We start from the raw sequence: 20,175 nt of genomic DNA on the forward strand, positions 1-20,175 counted from the left end.
CTTTCCAGACAGGAAAACGATATAATTGTGACCTGTCAGCATCCTATAATATAGGGGCGAGATATTTTATAAGGGAACTTTTAAAACCCCTTCCGGCAACGGAAAGGTCTTTGCTGGAGGCAAAAGTCCCTCCTGTAAAGCGTAGAACCTCATGCGTCTATGCAGATCTGCGGAAACTCCATTCAGAAATGGAACGCTTAAAAGCAGCATAGATACAGGCAGATATGCAGCGGACTACCTGTAATGTGGGAACCAGCCATATCTGGTATGGGAAATGCGCATAACTGCGCACCTAAGTTACAGGCGTATCCACCGATATTCAGTCTGACGCCTAAAGCGTCTGGAAGTACGTGACTTCAGTCATGTGAGGTTCACAAGTAGAGGACTACTGTAAATAAACATAAGTTAACAGTAAAAAGGATGTCGGATTTGCTCCCGGCATCCTTTTTATATGGGATCATACAGGATAAAATAGTATAAAAAAATGTCAAAATATTTTATTGAAACTCCTCGTGATTTTGCTATGATATAATAAGATTATGTCGGCAGAAGGTCAGTACTATAGATATATAGTGAATCGGAGACAAAATTCAGAAAGGGGATTTTTACATATGTACACAGAAAACTATGAATGTCTGGAATTATTTGTAAAACCAGAAGCCGGGAAAAAAGGTAGAGTGAGCCTGAAGAAGGTAAAAGAAAACAAAACAGAAATAAAAGAACTGCAGCATATCTATGGGAACTGGATCAAGTTCCGAGCCGGGAGCTTATGGAAGCATGACTCTGCCAAGAGAACTCCATGTGAAGAATGAAAATGAGGGATAAATAGAAATGACCACATCTATGATAAAGGGCAATCCACTGAAGTTGATGTTACAGTTTGCGTTTCCTTTATTATTAGGAAACTTGCTGCAACAGACCTATAATATTATTGATGCTGCGATCGTAGGCCAGATTCTTGGCGCAAAAGCACTGGCAAGTGTAGGAGCCAGCAGCAGTATTCAGTTTCTGGTACTGGGATTCTGCATGGGAAGCTGTACAGGTTTTGGTGTTCCTGTAGCTAAATATTTCGGTGCAGAGAAAATAGAAAAAATGTGGGATTATATCTTTAATGGAGCTGTATTATGTGCAGGAATCGCAGTGATCCTGACAGCATTATGCAGTGTTTTATGTCCTCAGATTCTGCATATTTTATCTGTACCAGAGGACATTTATGACAATGCATATAGCTATTTGCTAATCATTTTCCTGGGGATTCCCTTTACGATTTTATATAACTATCTGTCCAGTATTTTGAGGTCAGTGGGAGACAGCAGAACACCGTTTATATTTCTGGCATTATCTGCTGTTCTGAACATTTTTCTGGATTTATTCTGTATCGTAGTGCTGAAACTTGGATGTGCCGGAGCTGCCATTGCAACAATTTCCGCACAGGCGATCAGTGGAATCTTGTGCCTTATTTTTATCATCCGCAAGATGAAACTTCTGTGGCTCAAGAAAGAAAACAGGACAATAAAGGGAGATGCAGTAAAGGAACTTCTGGCAATGGGAATGCCTACGGGACTTCAGTTCTCCATCACAGCTATCGGAAGTATGGTTATGCAGTCTGCCAATAACGGGCTTGGAAGTGCATATGTATCAGCCTTTACTGCTGCAATGAAGATTAAGCAGTTTACCATGTGTCCATTTGATGCTATCGCAACATCTGCATCTGTATTCTGCAGCCAAAATCTGGGAGCAGGACAGTCTGACAGGATTAAGAAAGGATTGCGCTGTGGTATTACAGTGGGAGTAGGATATGGTATTGCGGCGGGAATTTTACTGATTTTTGCAGGGCGTACACTTTCTATGTTGTTTGTTGGAAAGAGTGCGGTGGCAGTTTTGGATGCCTCTGCCAAATACCTCAGATGTATGGGATTTTTCTACTGGAGTCTTGGTATTCTCAATGTCGCCCGTATGGTAACTCAGGGACTTGGATATTCAGGCAGAGCAGTTTTTTCCGGCGTAACAGAAATGATCGCCAGAACAGTTGTCTGTCTTGGATTTGTAGGAACTTTTGGCTTTACAGCCATCTGTTTCGCAGACCAGACTGCCTGGATCACAGCAACCTGCTATATTTTTCCGACATGCCTGTGGTGCATCCGAAAGTCTACAAGAATGCTTGCATCTAATAAAAGTATGACAAAATAAGAAAACAGCTATGCAAGAGCAGCAGATAAAAATATCTGTACTCTTCATAGCTGTTTTTATGTATGGTTTATATATGGTAAAGCTATTGACTATATGGATATCAGGTTAAAAGAGCTTCTGCTCAGATGCTTTTTTATCCGTAAATGGTCCTGCGACAGTTTTGACATCTCTGTGATTTCCAAAGAAATCCTGATTAAAGATAATCGGGCTTCCGTTAGGATTTTCGTATTTCTGCTCCGGTTCGAATGCCATACCAAGTGTTTCAGTTGAGATGATACCGTCGGTTTCTTCTTTGATGATATCATACAGGTTGGTCTTCAGATACCAGCCATCTTCTTTCTCTTCAACAGAGATATTTACAGTGTGTTCTGTATCTGTGACTGCATCTGTTTCTTTTTCCCATGCACGTGCTCCATTGAAATAGAGATTGCCGGATGCCCATACAGGAAGATGATCATAATAGCAGTTGCCTGTTGTCTCAGAACCCATTCCGCAGTAACCTTCGAACTGTCTGTTCCATTCATCAAAGGTTGGATATCCGTTAAATTTGAAAGTTCCTGTGATCACATTGCAGTCATCCCACATATTTCCATTGTTACCCATAAGATCAGCCAGATCCTGCATACAAGGACGGATCGGTTTCTGAACGAAGATGTTGTTGTAGAATCTGTCATCTCCATGAAGGATGGTCATAAATCCTGCAACCTGAGTTCCGTGTTTGGTGTGATATGGAGTATATCTCGGAGATGGAATATCAGGTGCACCGTTGTCTGTACCGATACCAACAGAAACGAAGCCGCCGCAGATCAGGTTATGTACAAGGGCAACACCCTGGGTTGCAATTTTCAGTGCACGGTCAGACAGCAGGATATTGTGGTCGATTAATGTCGGACCATGGGAAACCTCAACGAAGATATCTTCTCCTACGCTTGTGACAGCGTCATCCCCTGCCTCGAAGTCATTAGGAAGAGCATTGTCATGGAAGAGATTTCCTGTAACGCGGGTTCCCTGTGCCTGCCAGTCAAGCCACAGACCACGGGTGCAGTTGTGGATATGGTTGCGGCGGAAAATAACATCGATAGCAGCATGCATTTTGATACCGCCGATCTCTGCTCCTGCCAGATTCTGCTTGTTGTTAATGTGATGAATATGGTTGTCTTCAATAACAGAGAATACGCCTCCAAGATGTCCTACAATACCTGTCTGACCGCAGTCATGGATCTCACATCTGCGTACAATATGGGAACCGATGTGTTCTTTATCCCATCCTTCATAGGAAGCCTGGCAGATGCAGTCGCGTTCTGTCTGAGTTCCGTCTTTGTATTTCAACTTTAACCATTTGTTATCATTTTCCGGCTGCAGATATTTACCAAGAGAAATACCGCTGCATTTGGATTCATAGATTTCACAGTCTTCGATGATCCATCCTTTGGACCAGTGAGGACCGACCATTCCCTCCTGATAAGCGGTAGGGGGAGCCCACTGAGTAGCAGCCTGACTGATGCGGAAACCGGAGAGAGTGATATATCCGATTCCTTCACTTTCTGGATAGAAGCAGTTTCTTCTTACATTGATCTCAACATTTTCTTTATTGGGATCTTTTTCATGGAAGTTTGCATAAATAATTGTCTGATTATTGGCTTCATCCTGTTCTGCATACCATGTATATACAGAGAAATCAGGATCCCATGAGATAGTACTTTTTTGTGGATTTTTAACTTTATCCAGAGTGGTTACTTCATACATGGATTTTTCATTCAGATATACATCTCCTGTATGAGCAATAAATGTAGCGATAAACCAATCTCCGGATACCAGGGTAGTAAATGGGTTATAATCACCGAAGATTCCGTTCGGAATGACTGCTTTCCATACAGTGCCTTCTACATTTTCCCAGTCTTTGACAGCTTCACTTCCTGTAATGTGCGCCTGTCCTTTTATTGCAGAACGGTAGGTGATACGCTTGTCTGCCGTTCCAGCGTGAATCGGATTAACAGCTTCACGGTATAATCCCGGTGCAACGATGACTTCATCTCCCGGAAGTGCCTTTGCAGCGGCCTCCTGAATAGTTTTGAATGGATTTTCTTTTGTTCCGTTTCCGGTCTGGATCACGGATGCATCAACGTAAATAATCATTATAAAAACCTCCCGGCCTTCTGGCCTGAATCCTTCTGTTTGCGGGCGAAATGCCCATAAGATATGTAATCTAGTGTAGCATGTAGATATGCAGCGAAACAATGGAATCCTGTGTCATTTTGTATGAATTTTGTGATGATTCATTACTGTTCACTGACAATGTCGGATTCTGATTTTTTTCTGACAGTTTTTTGCGATTTTCTAAGAAATATGATATAATATAACATTATATAATGTTTGCATATGGAAGGAGTCATCAATGAGTTTGGATAAAAAATCACAGTTACCATTATATGCTCAGTTAATGAAAGAGATAAAAGATCAGATTCGAAAGGGAACATATAAGGAGGGAGATCAGATTCCCACAGAAGGAGAATTATCCACTGCCTATCAGGTCAGCAGGATTACAGTACGCAGAACAATTGAAGAGTTATGCTCTCAGGGATTTCTTGTAAAAAGACAGGGAAAAGGAACTTTTGTGGAAATACCCAAAATATATCGTAAAATAGAAAATGATAACAACATGAGTTTTTCAGAAGCGTGTCGTTCAAATGGAAGAAAGCCGTCTTCACATATCATTTCCTGTCATATTACGGAAATGCAGGAATGGCAGCAGGATTTTTTTAAACCTGAACATACTAAGATATATCATATAGAACGAATTTTGTCAGCCGATAACTTGCCGATTATTTATGAACATATTTATATTCCAACCGATTTTCTGCCGGATTTTCAGGTGGAAAAGCTGGAAAATGGATCTCTTACACGTCTTCTCAGTAAAGAATATCATATGAAAGAATCTGAAAAAGCGAGAAGTACAGTAGAAGTCAGTACAGTTTCTCAACCAGTGTCAGGATACCTTAGAATGAATGAAGGAGAACCGGTTATGATTCTGGCAAGCTATATTAATAATGAAAAAGAAGAACCTTTATATATCAGTTATGAAATTATTGCTGGTTCACGTTACAAAATTTCTATATAAACAACGAAAATGTAATATTAATAGATGGTGAAGAACCGTTTAAACACGAAAGGTTATATTAAACAAAAAGAAGGATTTCAAATCTTGTTTTCAGCACAGAAATATACTTTGAAAATGAGAAACGGAAATCCTTTTTTTGTGTGTTATAGACAAAAAAATAAAGAATAAAATATCAAGAATTCACAAAGTTATGATTTGACCAAAAGATCATATTGTATTATGACGTTATATGATGATATAATACAAACCAAGAAAGGAGGACGTGATAAATGAAAAAAAGATTTTCAAAAGTGATTATTGCAAAACATCTTTTTGACGGTATAAATGAGAAAGATTACGAAGGATATCTGTGTTTAAGTGGAAATCATATTGTCGAAAAAAAAGCAGGAAAACCTGAAAAAGATATTTTGGATCAGGCACAGGAAGTTCTTAATTTCAGGGATGAACTGGTTATGCCGGGAATTACAGATACTCATACATTTTTTACCGGATATGCAATTTATCATGTAGGAGCAGATTTTTCGAAAGTGACAGATAATGAAGAGGGATGCTGTATTCTGAGAAAATATGAGCAGAAGAAACATCCGAAGGGAGCATTACTGGGTCATGGATGGAATCCGGAGATGTGGGACAGGCAGAACGGAGAAGAAATGCTGGAAGAGAAATTTCCAAATAAAGCGGTGATCATTTTTTCGGCAGATCGTTCCTGTTGTATTATGAATCAGAAAGCCAGAAATATTTATCAGTTTTCGGCAGAAACATGTTATCCGGAAAGCTATTACCGCATCATGAGAGAATATCTGAATGACCGGGAATTTATTAAAAAGGAATTTTCAGATTATACGAAAATGATGAATTCCAGAGGGGTAACTACTGTAAAGGAAATGGGATTTGATGACTTTTATGGATTTACAGATTATCTTAAGGAACTGGAAGATTCTGATGATATTAATCTGAGAACCTTCTTTATGTCACAGCCTGTAGGTGAAGGAATGAATCTTGTTTATGCCCGCAGAATGAGAGAGCAGTTTACAGGAAATAAGATTCGTTTCAGTGGTTTTAACCGGATGACTGATGGTACGATTGCTTCTTATAAGGGTGATTTAAAAGAGCCATATGAAAATCAGGATTTCTGCTGTAAAGATCCGGTTCCATATGAAGAAATTGAAAAAGACGTTCTTGCAGCAGATGCAGAAGATTTCAGATGGTCTTTACATGCACAGGGAGATGGTGCAGTAGGAAAAATTACAGAAATTTATCAGAAATGCAAGAAGGTTCAGGGAAAGCTGAAAAACAGACATGCAATTACAGATATGGAGTTTACAGATCCAAAAGATCTGAAAATCCTTGGTCGGATTGGGGTAACAGCAGAATTATATTTTCAGATTATGTCACTGGATCCGGCAGATGTGCTGATTAATAATATTAAACAGACGATAGGTGCAGAGCGTGGAAAATATTACTGGAACCGCCGTAAAATGCAAGACAGTGGAATGAATTTAAGTGGTGCCACAGATTTACCGTTACTGCTTACCAGTATACCGGAATCTATCTATTATTCCTGTGGAGGATACATGGATGGACGTGCTGAGGCATTTCAATCGGAAAATACTCTTACTGTACCGGAACTTCTGAAAGCATGGACAATCGGTGGACAGAAAAATCTGGGTATGGAAGAAGTGCTTGGAACGTTAGAAGAAGGGAAACTGGCAGATATTACTGTGTTTGACAGAAATTTACTTGAAATTGATCCGGTAGATGCCAAGGATGCAAGGGTTGTAATGACAATCATGGACGGAAGAACCGTTTTTACAGAAAAAAGTCAGACAGAAAAAAATTGATCTGACAGAAAACAATAAGAAAAGGGGAAGGTAAAATGGAAGAAAAGAAAAAATTCAAACTTCATATGCCACATGTGCTCACATTGATTTTTTTTCTGATCATTGTAGTGGCAATACTTACATGGATTCTTCCAAGTGGTGAGTTTGAACGAAAGGTAGTGGAAACTTCTGCAGGAGAAAGAAGTGTAGCAGTAGCAGGAACTTATCATTCGGTAGATAAAGTTCTTGAAGATGGAACAAATTTAAGACAGGGAATTGCTCAGGTACTTATGGCACCTGGAAAAGGAATTCAACAGATGGTAGAGGTTCTTGCATTTGTCTTTATTATCGGCGGTGTATTTCAGATTATGGCCAAGACTAATGCACTGAATATGGGAATTCAGAAGATTGTGAAAAAACTTGGAGCAAAAGAAATTCTGATCATACCGATTCTAATGGTTCTTTTTGGATTAGGTGGAAGTACCTTTGGAATGTCAGATGAGTTGATTCCATTTTATTTGTTGATCATGCCAATTATGTTTGCAATGGGATATGATTCCATGACTACTTTTATGACAGTCTGCTTATCTGCAACAGTTGGTTATGCTGCATCTACAGTAAATCCGTTTTGTGTATTGATTGCACAGGGCATTGCCGGGATTCAGGGAAATCCACAGCTGGTATTTAGAATGCTCCAGTTTGCGATTATGATGGCTTTGGTTATTGCTTTTGTAACCTGGAGAGCATTTAAGATTAAGAAAAATCCTGAAAAGTCTATTACGTATCAGGATGATCTGATCAAGAAAAAAGAAATGAATACGGATATTGATTTTAATCAGGAAATGACAATTCGTCAGAAGTTGGTGCTCCTCACTTTTGTGATCGGAATGGTCATAGTGGTAGTAGGACTTGTAAAAAATGGCTGGTATATGAATGAATTATCCATGTGCTTTCTGGGAATGGGAATCCTCATGGGAATCTTTGGTGGTATGAATGAAACAGAAATAGCAGAAGAGTTTATCAATGGTGTAAAGGATATTGCATTTGCAGCTATGGTAATTGGCTTTTGCAGTGGAATCATGGTAATTGCGCAGGATGGGATGATTATTGATACTATTTTAAATGCATTAAGTGGACTGGTAGAAAAATCCAATAATGTTGTTTTCTCAGCAGTGATGTATGTGGTTCAGTCTTTATTGACATTGTTAGTACCGTCCTCCTCAGGACTGGCAGCATTATCTATGCCAATCATGGCACCTTTATGTGACCTTCATGGTGTAAATCCGGAAGCGGCAGTTACAGCTTTACAGTATGGAAATCAGTTGACAAATCTTATGAGTCCGGTAGCAGGAACAACAGTAGCAGGGCTTGCAATCTGCAAGATTTCATTTGGACAATGGTGGAAAACTATCTGGAAAATGTTTTTGATCATGGCGGTTATAGCAATTGTATTCTGTACAATTTCAGCAGGATTATAGAAAACTATAAAATAAAAAATATAAATAAAAGGAGATTATTAAAATGAACAGACCAGAAGAATTAATCAAAAAAATCTATGAAGAGCAGGGACAGATTAATGATGTATTTTTTACAGCATGTGGAGGTTCTTTAGTAGATCTTTATCCAGGATTCTATTTTATCAATGCAGAATCAGAAACTATGCATTCTCATTGGCTTACAGCAAAAGAGTTGATTGTATCCCCATCCAAATTTCTGAAAAAGGGAGCACTTGTAATTCTTTGCTCTCATGGTGGTAATACAAATGAAACTGTAAATGCAGCGAAACTTGCCAAAGAACGTGGTGCAGCAGTGATTACTATGACACATAATCCAAATTCTATCTGTGCACAGGAAGATATGAATCCAGTCGTATATAGCTGGGAAGATGATACAAATGAAAAAGAAAGACCACAGGGAATTGTAATGCGTGTTCTTAATGAACTGATGAAGTTACAGGAGCCATCTTATACAAAATATGAAGCTGTACTGGATGGACTTGAAAAAGCTGACGGTATTGTCCGTGCAGCAGTAAAGAAAGTACAGAACCGTACATGGGTATTTGCTGAGAAATATTTTGAAGAGCCGTTCCTTTATATTATGGGCTCTGGTGCTTCTTATTCACAGGCATATGGTTTCTCTATCTGTTCTCTTCAGGAAATGCAGTGGATGGATTGCTGCTATCTGCATTCCGGCGAATATTTCCATGGACCATTCGAGTGCACAGATGAAGACCATCTCTACATTCTTCTTATGGGAACAGGTGCAGCCAGAGTTATGGATGAACGAGCACTTACTTTCCTGAAAAAATATGGAAAGAAATATGAAGTAATTGATGCTAAGGAACTGGGAATTGATGCAATTGACGAAAGCGTAAATGAATATTTCTGCCCAATGGTATTCTATGCAATGTCAGTAGCATATCGTACAGGTTTACAGGACAAGAGAAGACATCCTCTTGATATGAGAAGATACATGGGTGTTGTAGAATATTAATATTCTTTCGTAACAAGTCTGGCAGATATGAATCTGCCAGATAAAAAAGGAGAAGAAAAATGGTAAAGTATAATACAAAAGTATTGGGATTTGGTGATAATGTAGTTGATCTGTATGAACATTCTCATATGATGTATCCAGGCGGGAATTGTGTAAATCTGTGTGCATATTCCAAAATGTTTGGTGTAGAGAGAGCTGCATATATGGGATATTTTGGAAGTGATGACATTGCAGAATTTGTAATTTCAGTATTAAATGAACTTGGAATTGAAACTGTAAAGTGCAAACAGTTGGTAGGAGAAAACGGATGGTCTAAATGTACACTTCGTGATGGAGACCGTATATTTGGGGATTATAATGAAGGTGGAGTAAGAGGAAAGACTCCGTATATTCTTGACCGTTTTGACCTTGAATATATGAAAGAATTTGATTTTGTGCATACGGGAAATTATTGCTATACAGAATCACAGCTGAAAGTTATGAAAGAGGCTGGTATAAAAATTTCCTTCGATTTTTCTGATGACTCTTCCAAAGAATATTATGAAAAATATGCACCATACATTACATATGCATTTTGTTCCTTTGACGGAGATGATGAAGCAGCAAAAGAACATCTGAAATTTATTCATTCCCTGGGACCGGAGCTGGTATCTCTTACCAGAGGTTCTAAAGGCTGCATTATGTATGATGGTGAACAGTTTTATACACAGCCGGCAACACTTATTGACAATGTGGTAGATACAATGGGTGCCGGAGATTCTTTTCTGACCTCTTTTATGGATTGTTATATTGATCAGCTGAAAAGAGGAACTGACAGACAGGAAGCAATCCGTACTTCTTTAAAAGAAGCTTCTAAATTTGCAGCACATGTATGTACACTCAATGGTGCTTTTGGATACGGAAAACCATACGAGGATTAGAAATATAATATATAGAGTGAATGACAAAGAGGAGAAAATATATGCTGTACCATGGAAATGCAATGGATTACATATATGAGACTCCTGATATCCTGCAATACATATTGGAAAATAAGAAGGAAATTCTTGAGGACAGCAACAGAGTGCTGAAAGATAAGAAAATATCAGAAATTTACCTGACAGGTTCAGGATCTTCTTATAATGCAGCAGTAGCTGTAGCCGATTTTGCAAAGAAATTACTGGGTATACGGGTTACACCTGTATACCCAGTAATGCTTATAGAGGATTATGAATTTATTTCAAAAAGCGCAGTGGTAACAGGAATTTCACAACAAGGAACCAGTGCAGCAGTCATAAAGGCACTGGACGATGTTAGAGAGCGCGGTATTGCCACAATTTCAATGACCGGTGAATATGATACGGAAATTACCAGACATGCAGATGCTAACATATATATTGAATGTGGTTATGAAGATGCTGGTGCAACAACCAAAGGTTTTACGGCAACAGTATTGACTTTGATGATATGGATTATTGATACTGCCGAAAGCATTGGAAGGATTACAGAAAAAGAAACTGAAAACTATAAAAAGCGAATAGATGTTGTAATAAAGAATATGAAAAATATTCTGCAGATAAGCAAACTCTGGTGCTCAGAAATATCAGAGAAACTAAAAGATAATGAAGATATGATACTTATTTCCGGTAATAAAATGAAGAGTTTGCTACTGGAGGGAATATTAAAATTTTCTGAGACCTGCAGATTTCCGGTGAGGGGATATGAGGCAGAAGAATTTATGCATGGTATGTATAATGCTGTCACTTCAAAAACTAACTTTTTATATATTTTTCCACCTAATGGTTATGAAAGAAATCGAATGGAAAAATTGTTCGATTATTATACAAAGCAGGGTTACTGTTTATTTGGGATTAATTCCAAACAGGTAGATGAAAATATAAAATATATACTGAACTGTAAATTTACAGACGATCCTGAGTTTTCAATTCTGGAATATATTCTGCCTGTACAAATGTTGTTTGTTATGACATCACGGGCAAGAAAGATAGATTTGAATATTCCGTCAGATCCTGATTTTCATAGATATATGGGTAGTAAACTGGAAAAATAGGAAAGTGAAATTATATGGGTATTATTGAGCTGTGAACAGGTAACAGAAGAAAGCATGGAGGATAAAATGGAGAAATTAATCAACAGAGAACAATTGGCAGGTATGAATATTCATTATTTATTTTATTCATTGGAATATTTTCTTGATGCACAAAAAGAAGCCGGATTTAAAACAATTGAGTTATGGCCTGGAACACCGCATTTCTTTTTAAGCTATATAGAATATTCTGACTGTAAACATGTCAGAAAACTTCTTGATGAAAGAGATTTGACTGTGAAGGTGATTACACCGGAAAATTGTACATACCAATATCAGTTCGCTGCACAGGAAAAAGAGCAGTTTGAAAAAAGTATGGCATATTTTAAGAAAGCTCTGGATGCCGGTGAAGAATTGGGTGTAGAAACAATGGCAATCAATTCAGGATGGGGATATTGGAATGAAGACAGGGAGGAAGCCTGGAAACGTTCAAGGGAAATGCTGTCTGTTCTGGCAGAATATGCCAAAACAAAAAATATCCGACTGGCAATGGAATCTCTTCGCCCGCAGGAATCCAACCTTGCTACTACGGTATATGATGTAAAAAGAATGCTGGATGAAGTAGATCATCCAAATCTGAAAGCGATGATTGATACCACAGCAATGGGAGTTGCCGGTGAAACAATTGATCAATGGTTTGATATACTTGGAGATGATATTATCCACATGCATTTTATTGATGGAAATCCTTATGGTCATCTGATTTGGGGGGATGGAACGCATAATCTTGAGGAGTTTCTGAAGGCAATCAATCGTCATGGATATAAGGGATATCTCGGACAGGAAATTACAGAATTTGACTATTTTAAAGATCCGGCTAGGGCAGATAAACGGAATATGAAAGCATATGAAACATTTATACGCTAAAACTCATATTATAGGAGACCAGCTATGAGTGATAAAATGAGAATAAAAATTTTTTCATGCATCATGCTTACTCTGTTTTTCTTATGTGCATGTAGAACGCAGAGTGTCTATGCTAAGGAAAAGATAACTGTCGGAACGAATGCAGAATATGCACCGTTTGAATATCTGGACAGTGATGGAAATCTCACGGGTTTTGATTATGAACTTCTGGAAGCAATTGCCCAAGAAGAAAATCTGGAATTGGAATGGAAAGATATGCCCTTTGATTCTTTGGTTGGTTCTATGGAAACCGGAAATATTCAAATTATTGCGGCAGCGATAGGACCAACAAAAGAAAGGGAAAAAAGTGTAGATTTTTCGGATGTTTATTATACGGGATCCCAGAGTATTGTAAGCAGTCAGAAAACACCTTTGTATGATTTTGCTGGATTATCCGGGAAAAGAGTAGCAGTTTTGGAAGGATCCCAGAGTGATTTCATTGTATCCGGAGAGAATACAGATTATGGTGTTGTTGAAAATGCAACAGTTGTCCGCTTTAAGAACGCTGCAAGTGCAGTAATGGAACTGAAAAACGGAGGTGTAAATGCTGTCTTAATTGATACTATTATGGCAGAGATTTACTGCAGACAGAATGATGATATTGTTTATCAGAAAGTGGATGGAACGGAAGAGGATACAGTGTATTGTATTGAAAAAGGAAATGCAGAACTTTTAAATACAGTAAATAAGGGACTGAAAAAGTTAAAAGATAATGGAGAATATGACCAGATTTATGAAAAATTTTTCTCAGGAGAAAATGATACAACGCAAGTTCAGATAGCAGATAACACAGGAATAATTGGAACTTTCAAATTTATTTTTCTGCAGGATAACCGTTGGAAATATTACCTGAATGGACTACAGGTTACGCTCTTGGTTTCAATCATGTCAGTACTTTTGGGAACTGTGATTGGATTAATGGCAGCAATGATAAAATTGAATGCCGATCGTAAGAAAAAAGAAACTGTATTGTCGAGGATTATCCATATATATGTAGATGTGATTCGTGGAACCCCTTCGGTATTACAATTGATGATCGTGTATTTTGCTGTCTTTCATAGCCGGTTGGGATATGTGGCAGCAGTTGTGAGCTTCGGGATTAACAGTGGTGCCTACGTGTCTGAAGTGATACGTGCCGGAATTATGGCAGTTGATAAAGGACAGCAGGAAGCCGGAAGATCTCTGGGACTTGGATATAAAGATACAATGAGATTTATTATCATTCCACAGGCTTTAAAAAATATTCTGCCTGCAATGGGAAATGAATTTATACAGTTGATTAAGGAGACTTCCATTTTGGGATATGTAGGTATTATGGATCTTACCAAAGCTTCCAGTTATGTTTCATCAAGAACCTATCAGATGTTTATACCGTTGATAACTGCTGGAATTATGTATTATCTGATTGTGAAAATACTCTCTATATTTCTCGAAAAGATGGAAAGGAGAATGAGACAAAGTGATTAGTGTACATAATCTGAAAAAATCTTTTGGAAATGTGCAGGTTCTCAAGGGTATTAATATAGAGATACGAAAAGGTGAATGTGTCTGTATTATTGGCCCTTCAGGATCTGGAAAATCTACTTTTTTGAGATGCCTGAATCTTCTGGAGGTACCAGATGAAGGAGAAATTATTATAGAAGGGGAGAGCATTCTGGAAAAAAGGAAAGATATTGATAAATATCGAGAAAATGTAGGAATGGTATTTCAGCATTTTAATTTATTTCCAAATATGACAGTACTGAAAAATATAACTCTTGCACCTGTAAGATTAGGAAAATGGAAAAAAGAGGAAGCAGATGAAAAAGCAATAGGACTGTTAAAAAGAATTGGGTTGGAGAAGAAAGCACTATCTTATCCATCAAAGCTTTCCGGAGGTCAAAAACAAAGGGTTGCGATTATAAGAGCACTGGCTATGAACCCTGAAATTCTTTTATTTGATGAACCAACTTCAGCATTAGATCCTGAAATGGTAGGAGAAGTACTTGATGTAATGAAGAAATTGGCAGGAGAGGGAATTACAATGCTTATAGTTACCCATGAAATGGGATTCGCCAGAGAAGTGAGTGACAGGGTATTGTTTTTTGATCAGGGATCTATATTAGAAGACGGTTCTCCAGAAGAAGTATTTGAAAAGCCACAACATAAGAGAACGAAAGAATTTCTTGCGAAAGTTTTATAAAATTCGAGTTACAAAAAGAAGATAGTGTTATGGTTGGTGTAATGTAAAAAAAACAAAAAGTTCACAAAAAACATCTTGACCATCAAAGAAACACAAGTTATAATCCCCTATATAAAAATTTTCGTGCAAAGAGCAGACAATGGGGTCTGAGAAAGAATCCCATTGACTGCTCTTTTTTGCGTACTACGAAGATTTTTGTTACTGTTCACACACCACTATCCCGCGAGGTGTTTTGGCTACGTTACTGAGAACGGAGTGAACAGTAACAGATTTTTGCATATTATAATCCGCACAATTCGAGAGGAGGAATATCATGAGGCTGAATCCCAAAGAACAGGAAAAATTAATGCTTCATATGGCAGGAAATCTTGCAAAAGAGAGAAAGGAAAGAGGTCTGAAACTGAATTACGTGGAGGCACTTGCGTATATCAGTTCTGAACTCCTGGAGCTTGCAAGAGATGGTAAAACAGTAGTAGAGCTGATGCAGCTTGGAACCAAGATTCTTACAAAGGATGATGTAATGGACGGTGTTGCTGATATGATCGGTGAAGTCCAGGTAGAGGCAACATTCCCGGATGGAACCAAGCTTGTGACAGTACATAATCCAATTCAGTAAGGAGGAGAATGAGCATGAAGATCGGTGAAATTATGGCCGCAGATCGTGAGATCACACTTAATGAAGGCAAGAAAACAGTGACAGTAACAGTGGCAAACAAAGGCGACAGACCGGTTCAGGTCGGTTCTCATTTTCACTTTTTTGAAGTAAATAAATGCCTTTCTTTTGACAGGGAAAAAGCCTATGGATATCATCTGGACATTCCTTCAGGAACATCTGTAAGATTTGAGCCGGGTGAAGAAAAAGAGGTTCAGCTTACAGAAATGGGCGGCAGACAGAGAGTATTCGGACTGAATGACCTTACCCGCGCCCAGGCAACTGACGATACAAAAGCAGCATCCATGGAAACTGCGAAATTAAAAGGATTTCTGTAAGGAGGGACAACAATGAGTACAAAAATTTCCGGAAGCAAATATGCGGCAATGTATGGCCCGACTACAGGAGATAAGGTACGTCTGGCAGATACAAGCCTTGTGATCGAGGTAGAAAAAGATTATACAACCTATGGAGACGAAGTAAAGTTCGGCGGCGGCAAGACAATCCGTGACGGTATGGGACAGTCTGTAAAAACCTGCAGTAAAGACGGAGATCTGGATCTGGTAATTACCAATGCATTGATCGTAGACTCCACAGGAATCGTAAAGGCAGATATTGGTATCAAAGACGGCAAGATCGCAGGAATCGGTAAAGCCGGAAACCCGGACATCATGGATGGCGTCACACCTGGAATGACAGTGGGCGCATCTACAGAAGCACTTGCAGGAGAGGGAATGATCGTAACTGCAGGTGGAATTGATACCCATATCCATTTCATCAGTCCGCAGCAGATCGACTGTGCATTATACAGCGGTGTAACTACTATGATCGGAGGTGGTACAGGCCCTGCAGACGGTACAAACGCAACTACCTGTACACCTGGACCATGGAACTTAAAAATGATGTTAAAGGCAGCCGAGGAATACCCGATGAACTTAGGTTTCCTTGGAAAAGGTAACTGCTCAGACGAAGCTCCTCTCATTGAGCAGGTAAAGGCTGGAGCTATGGGACTGAAGATTCATGAGGACTGGGGTGCAACACCTGCAGTTATCAATCACTGTCTGAATGTGGCAGATGAATATGATGTACAGGTTGCCATCCATACAGATACATTAAATGAAGGCGGATGCGTGGAAGATACACTTGCAGCCATCGGCGGCAGAACCATCCACACTTATCATACAGAGGGTGCGGGCGGCGGACATGCACCGGATATCATCCGCGCAGCAGCAGCTCCGAACGTACTGCCATCCTCCACAAACCCAACAATGCCATATACAGTAAACACTCTGGATGAGCATCTGGATATGCTGATGGTCTGCCATCATCTTGACAAGAGAATCCCGGAAGATGTTGCATTTGCAGATTCCCGAATCCGTCCTGAGACAATCGCAGCAGAGGATGTTCTTCATGATATGGGTATCTTCAGTATGATGAGCTCTGACTCTCAGGCTATGGGACGTGTAGGTGAGGTTATCACACGTACCTGGCAGACAGCAAGTAAGATGAAAGATGAGAGAGGTGCACTTCCGGAAGATGCAGGACATGACAATGATAATTTCCGTGTAAAACGTTATATCTCCAAATATACCATCAACCCGGCGATCACACACGGTATTTCCCAGTATGTGGGCTCTGTGGAAGAAGGTAAATTCGCAGACCTCGTTCTCTGGAATCCTGTATTCTTTGGTGCAAAACCGGATATTATCATCAAAGGCGGTATGATCATTGCATCTAAGATGGGCGATGCAAATGCATCCATTCCGACTACACAGCCGGTTCTCTATCAGCCAATGTTTGCAGCTCATGGAAAAGCTAAGAACGAAGCTTGCCTGACCTTTGTATCCCAGGCTGCCATGGATGAGAATGTAAAAGAGAAATACGGTCTTGAGAAAACTGTAGTACCTGTAAAGGGATGCAGAAATATCAGCAAAAAAGATATGGTATTTAACGACAGAACACCGGAACTGACCGTAGATCCGGAGACATATAAGGTTACTGTTGACGGCGAAGAGATCACTTCCAAACCGGCAGAGAAGCTTCCGCTGACACAGCTTTACAGTCTGTTCTAAACAACTTTAAACCATTACATTCTGGTTATCTGATCATAAAAATGATATTCGCAGGACTGTTATTTATGTAGTTTTGTGAGAACTTTTATAAGAACTTACCAAACGATATAATGACAGTCCTGTCAGATTTAACAGAAAAATATACTGAAAAAGCAGGAGAGGAGAGAATATTATGTTAGGAGTTTGTCTTTTATTCGTAGGAATCGTACTGATCAACAACGGTATGTGTTCTTTATACAATGTAGACGGAAAATCAACCGCCATCATGAACATCTTTACAGGTGGTCTTTCTTTATTTATTAACTTTGTCAATCTGGTGCAGGGCAATTATTATGCAGCAGGAACAGGATTACTGTTCTGCTTTACCTATCTTTTCGTAGCCCTGAGTAAATTCCTGAAAGCAAGCCCGATTCCATTTGCATGGTTTTCTACTTTTGTAGCCATCAATGCGGTGATCTTCGGTACAATCGAGGGATTTACAGGAAGCACTGCACTGGGAATCACACCGGATCTGCGTTGGGCAGCAATCTGGTATCTGTGGGCAATTCTCTGGGGAACTGCTTTCGTAGAAGATATCTGCGGAAAGAAACTGGGAAAATTCGTTCCATATCTTCAGGTATTTGAAGGAATCGTAACTGCATGGGTTCCTGGAGTTATGATGTTGCTTCAGATTTGGTAAGATTCAGGAGGTCGAAAATAATGCTGTGTGAACAGGTTTTGGGAAAGCTTCATGATTTTGATACTACAGGAAAAACAATAGAATATGTAGATATTGAATGGCACGAAGCATTTAAGAAAATACATAAAAAAATAACAGACAAAGGAACAGAAGTGGGAATCCGCATGGACGATTCCATTCTCGCCAGAGGTCTGTATCAGGATGATGTGATCTACGCAGATGATGAGAAGCTTGTAGTGGTAAATACACCGCCATGCGAAGTTATCCGTGTTTCTCTGACTCCCGGACATGAGAAAATGTCTGCAAAGGTCTGCTACGAAATCGGCAACAGACACGCACCGCTTTTCTGGGGAGAGAATGATACGTTTATCACGATCTATAATGAGCCAATGCTTGTTATGCTTCAGAAAATCCATGGAGTTCAGGCGGAGAAAGAAGTGCTGAAGCTGGACTTTGACAGGAGAATTTCTGCAAGTATTCATAATCATCATCATTAATAACAACGGAGGTTCTTCATGTCAGAAAAACAGTTCTATCTTCTACAGGTAAATGATGCGCTGTTTCCCATCGGAGGATATTCCCACTCCCAGGGACTTGAGACTTATATTCAGCGTGGAATTGTCTACGATGCAGACACAGCCAGAGAGTATATTACTCACAAAATCAAATGGAATCTTGCATATACAGAACTTCTGGCAGCCAGACTTGCATACGAAGCTGCAGAGAAAAAAGACCTGCAGGAACTTCTGTATCTGGAAGAACTTCTGGAAGCATCCAGAATTCCTATGGAACAGAGAGAAGCTGCCAGAAAAATGGGTTCCCGTTTCGCAAAGACCATTGAAAAGTTGGGGCTTTCTATCAGTGAGACAGGGATTTTCAGAGAATATCTGGATGCAAGAAAGGGAAAAGCAGTAAATCATTGCTGTATTTACGGAGTTTTTTGTGCGGAAATGCAGATTCCTCTGGAAGAGGCGCTGACACATTATCTATACGCACAGACATCTGCAATCGTCACCAACTGCGTAAAAACAATTCCACTCAGCCAGACATCCGGGCAGCAGCTTCTGAGCGGATGTTATGGGGAGTTTGATGAGATATTAAAGGATGTCATGAACAGAAGTGAAAAGGATTTGTGTCTCTCTGCACCCGGATTTGATATCAGAGGAATCCAGCATGAGAAGCTGTATTCCAGACTATATATGTCATAGTTTGACTTTGGCAGAATGTTTTTCAGGTTCAGGCGTGGATAGAAACAGAATCATGTGTATAACATCAAATCTTCAAAAATAATATGTGGAAAGTCAGTAAACAGATTATAAGAAGCTATCAACAAGTAAAGTAGAAAAGAGGAAATCGGTTATGTCATACGTAAAAATCGGAGTTGCCGGACCTGTGGGTTCCGGAAAAACAGCACTTATTGAGGCACTGTCAAGAAAGATGGCAAAGGATTACAGTATTGGTGTCATCACAAATGATATCTACACAAAAGAAGATGCCCAGTTCCTTGCAAAGAACAGCGTTCTTCCTGTAGAGAGAATCATTGGTGTAGAGACAGGCGGATGTCCTCACACAGCCATCCGTGAAGATGCTTCTATGAATCTGGAAGCAGTAGATGAGATGATGGAACGCTTCCCTGATATTGAACTTCTTTTCATAGAAAGCGGCGGAGATAACCTGTCTGCAACATTCAGTCCGGAGCTGGTAGATGCAACCATCTTCGTCATTGATGTAGCAGAAGGAGATAAGATTCCGCGTAAAGGCGGTCCTGGAATCACACGTTCTGATCTTCTTGTAATTAATAAGATAGACCTGGCTCCATATGTAGGTGCAAGTCTCGAAGTAATGGAAAGAGACTCCAAAAAAATGCGTGGTGACAGACCATTCCAGTTTACAAATATCCGCGGAGATGAGAATGTAGATAAAGTAGTAGAGTGGATCAAGAAGAACGTACTCTTAGAAGGAATGTAAAGGAAAATG

General features: G+C 39.4%; 19 protein-coding genes and 1 pseudogene. 19 read left to right on the forward strand and 1 reads right to left on the reverse strand.

Annotated elements, in window-relative coordinates; all coding sequences use genetic code 11:
• From G4417_RS16760 to G4417_RS00010, 3 genes and pseudogenes are all read left to right on the forward strand, one after another.
• Positions 1-212, forward strand: a pseudogene (locus tag G4417_RS16760) (IS200/IS605 family accessory protein TnpB-related protein); the annotation flags it as partial.
• 399 nt (positions 213-611) lie between these two features.
• Positions 612-812: a hypothetical protein gene (locus G4417_RS00005; RefSeq protein WP_173682208.1), complete on the forward strand. Its 201-nt coding sequence runs from the start codon at positions 612-614 to the stop codon at positions 810-812.
• A gap of 31 nt (positions 813-843) precedes the next feature.
• Positions 844-2,190 carry an MATE family efflux transporter gene (locus tag G4417_RS00010; protein ID WP_243872031.1) on the forward strand — a complete coding sequence of 449 codons (1,347 nt, stop codon included), beginning with the start codon at positions 844-846 and terminating at the stop codon, positions 2,188-2,190.
• Positions 2,191-2,295: 105 nt separating this feature from the next.
• Here the strand turns inward: G4417_RS00010 and G4417_RS00015 are convergent, their stop codons facing one another.
• The gene (locus G4417_RS00015; protein WP_173682210.1) at positions 2,296-4,326 is read right to left on the reverse strand and encodes a right-handed parallel beta-helix repeat-containing protein; all 2,031 of its coding nucleotides are present in this window, start codon (positions 4,324-4,326) and stop codon (positions 2,296-2,298) included.
• A gap of 259 nt (positions 4,327-4,585) precedes the next feature.
• Here G4417_RS00015 and G4417_RS00020 point away from each other — a divergent pair, with 259 nt between their 5' ends.
• From G4417_RS00020 to ureG, 16 genes are all read left to right on the forward strand, one after another.
• Positions 4,586-5,308: a GntR family transcriptional regulator gene (locus tag G4417_RS00020; RefSeq protein WP_025577717.1), complete on the forward strand. Its 723-nt coding sequence runs from the start codon at positions 4,586-4,588 to the stop codon at positions 5,306-5,308.
• A gap of 269 nt (positions 5,309-5,577) precedes the next feature.
• Positions 5,578-7,149, forward strand: coding sequence for an amidohydrolase family protein (locus G4417_RS00025; protein WP_173682211.1), 1,572 nt, complete (start codon positions 5,578-5,580; stop codon positions 7,147-7,149).
• 35 nt (positions 7,150-7,184) lie between these two features.
• Complete coding sequence (locus G4417_RS00030; RefSeq protein ID WP_025577720.1) at positions 7,185-8,606, forward strand: YfcC family protein; 1,422 nt, start codon at positions 7,185-7,187, stop codon at positions 8,604-8,606.
• A 43-nt stretch (positions 8,607-8,649) separates the two neighbouring features.
• Positions 8,650-9,621: an SIS domain-containing protein gene (locus tag G4417_RS00035; protein ID WP_025577721.1), complete on the forward strand. Its 972-nt coding sequence runs from the start codon at positions 8,650-8,652 to the stop codon at positions 9,619-9,621.
• A 59-nt stretch (positions 9,622-9,680) separates the two neighbouring features.
• A complete protein-coding gene (locus G4417_RS00040) occupies positions 9,681-10,541 on the forward strand; it encodes a PfkB family carbohydrate kinase (protein ID WP_025577722.1) in 861 nt (286 codons plus the stop codon).
• Between the two features lie 104 nt (positions 10,542-10,645).
• A complete protein-coding gene (locus G4417_RS00045) occupies positions 10,646-11,671 on the forward strand; it encodes an SIS domain-containing protein (RefSeq protein ID WP_173682212.1) in 1,026 nt (341 codons plus the stop codon).
• A gap of 66 nt (positions 11,672-11,737) precedes the next feature.
• Positions 11,738-12,574: a sugar phosphate isomerase/epimerase family protein gene (locus G4417_RS00050; protein ID WP_025577724.1), complete on the forward strand. Its 837-nt coding sequence runs from the start codon at positions 11,738-11,740 to the stop codon at positions 12,572-12,574.
• 24 nt (positions 12,575-12,598) lie between these two features.
• The gene (locus tag G4417_RS00055; protein ID WP_025577726.1) at positions 12,599-14,080 is read left to right on the forward strand and encodes an ABC transporter permease subunit; all 1,482 of its coding nucleotides are present in this window, start codon (positions 12,599-12,601) and stop codon (positions 14,078-14,080) included.
• Positions 14,073-14,795 (forward strand): amino acid ABC transporter ATP-binding protein, encoded by a 723-nt coding sequence (locus G4417_RS00060; protein WP_025577728.1) that lies wholly within the window; start codon positions 14,073-14,075, stop codon positions 14,793-14,795. Before G4417_RS00055 ends, G4417_RS00060 begins: the two co-directional genes overlap by 8 nt.
• Before the next feature lie 313 nt (positions 14,796-15,108).
• Positions 15,109-15,411: an urease subunit gamma gene (ureA, locus tag G4417_RS00065; RefSeq protein WP_008705098.1), complete on the forward strand. Its 303-nt coding sequence runs from the start codon at positions 15,109-15,111 to the stop codon at positions 15,409-15,411.
• Between the two features lie 14 nt (positions 15,412-15,425).
• On the forward strand, positions 15,426-15,785 hold the full coding sequence (gene ureB / locus G4417_RS00070; RefSeq protein ID WP_019163039.1) for an urease subunit beta: 360 nt from the start codon (positions 15,426-15,428) through the stop codon (positions 15,783-15,785).
• Positions 15,786-15,797: 12 nt separating this feature from the next.
• Positions 15,798-17,519, forward strand: coding sequence for an urease subunit alpha (gene ureC, locus G4417_RS00075; protein ID WP_008705097.1), 1,722 nt, complete (start codon positions 15,798-15,800; stop codon positions 17,517-17,519).
• A gap of 172 nt (positions 17,520-17,691) precedes the next feature.
• On the forward strand, positions 17,692-18,198 hold the full coding sequence (locus G4417_RS00080) for an AmiS/UreI family transporter (protein ID WP_008705095.1): 507 nt from the start codon (positions 17,692-17,694) through the stop codon (positions 18,196-18,198).
• 20 nt (positions 18,199-18,218) lie between these two features.
• Positions 18,219-18,695: an urease accessory protein UreE gene (locus G4417_RS00085; RefSeq protein ID WP_019163037.1), complete on the forward strand. Its 477-nt coding sequence runs from the start codon at positions 18,219-18,221 to the stop codon at positions 18,693-18,695.
• A gap of 18 nt (positions 18,696-18,713) precedes the next feature.
• Entirely contained in the window at positions 18,714-19,406 is a 693-nt protein-coding gene (locus G4417_RS00090) for an urease accessory protein UreF (RefSeq protein ID WP_173682213.1), read from the forward strand.
• A gap of 151 nt (positions 19,407-19,557) precedes the next feature.
• Positions 19,558-20,166, forward strand: a complete 609-nt coding sequence (gene ureG, locus G4417_RS00095) for an urease accessory protein UreG (protein ID WP_008705089.1) — start codon at positions 19,558-19,560, stop codon at positions 20,164-20,166.
• Positions 20,167-20,175 lie beyond the last annotated feature (9 nt).

Origin of the sequence: Blautia wexlerae (assembly GCF_013300825.1) — a bacterium.
Classification (GTDB): Bacteria; Bacillota; Clostridia; order Lachnospirales; family Lachnospiraceae; genus Blautia_A; species Blautia_A wexlerae_B.

Bases quoted from the DNA above. Each gene is read 5' to 3' on its own strand.
- ureG (WP_008705089.1), top strand. From the start codon at position 19,558: ATGTCATACGTAAAAATCGGAGTTGCCGGACCTGTGGGTTCCGGAAAA.
- ureC (WP_008705097.1), top strand. From the start codon at position 15,798: ATGAGTACAAAAATTTCCGGAAGCAAATATGCGGCAATGTATGGCCCG.
- G4417_RS00035 (WP_025577721.1), top strand. From the start codon at position 8,650: ATGAACAGACCAGAAGAATTAATCAAAAAAATCTATGAAGAGCAGGGA.
- G4417_RS00005 (WP_173682208.1), top strand. From the start codon at position 612: ATGTACACAGAAAACTATGAATGTCTGGAATTATTTGTAAAACCAGAA.
- ureA (WP_008705098.1), top strand. From the start codon at position 15,109: ATGAGGCTGAATCCCAAAGAACAGGAAAAATTAATGCTTCATATGGCA.
- G4417_RS00080 (WP_008705095.1), top strand. From the start codon at position 17,692: ATGTTAGGAGTTTGTCTTTTATTCGTAGGAATCGTACTGATCAACAAC.
- G4417_RS00015 (WP_173682210.1), bottom strand. From the start codon at position 4,326: ATGATTATTTACGTTGATGCATCCGTGATCCAGACCGGAAACGGAACA.
- ureB (WP_019163039.1), top strand. From the start codon at position 15,426: ATGAAGATCGGTGAAATTATGGCCGCAGATCGTGAGATCACACTTAAT.
- G4417_RS00020 (WP_025577717.1), top strand. From the start codon at position 4,586: ATGAGTTTGGATAAAAAATCACAGTTACCATTATATGCTCAGTTAATG.
- G4417_RS00050 (WP_025577724.1), top strand. From the start codon at position 11,738: ATGGAGAAATTAATCAACAGAGAACAATTGGCAGGTATGAATATTCAT.
- G4417_RS00090 (WP_173682213.1), top strand. From the start codon at position 18,714: ATGTCAGAAAAACAGTTCTATCTTCTACAGGTAAATGATGCGCTGTTT.
- G4417_RS00025 (WP_173682211.1), top strand. From the start codon at position 5,578: ATGAAAAAAAGATTTTCAAAAGTGATTATTGCAAAACATCTTTTTGAC.
- G4417_RS00085 (WP_019163037.1), top strand. From the start codon at position 18,219: ATGCTGTGTGAACAGGTTTTGGGAAAGCTTCATGATTTTGATACTACA.
- G4417_RS00030 (WP_025577720.1), top strand. From the start codon at position 7,185: ATGGAAGAAAAGAAAAAATTCAAACTTCATATGCCACATGTGCTCACA.
- G4417_RS00040 (WP_025577722.1), top strand. From the start codon at position 9,681: ATGGTAAAGTATAATACAAAAGTATTGGGATTTGGTGATAATGTAGTT.
- G4417_RS00010 (WP_243872031.1), top strand. From the start codon at position 844: ATGATAAAGGGCAATCCACTGAAGTTGATGTTACAGTTTGCGTTTCCT.
- G4417_RS00055 (WP_025577726.1), top strand. From the start codon at position 12,599: ATGAGTGATAAAATGAGAATAAAAATTTTTTCATGCATCATGCTTACT.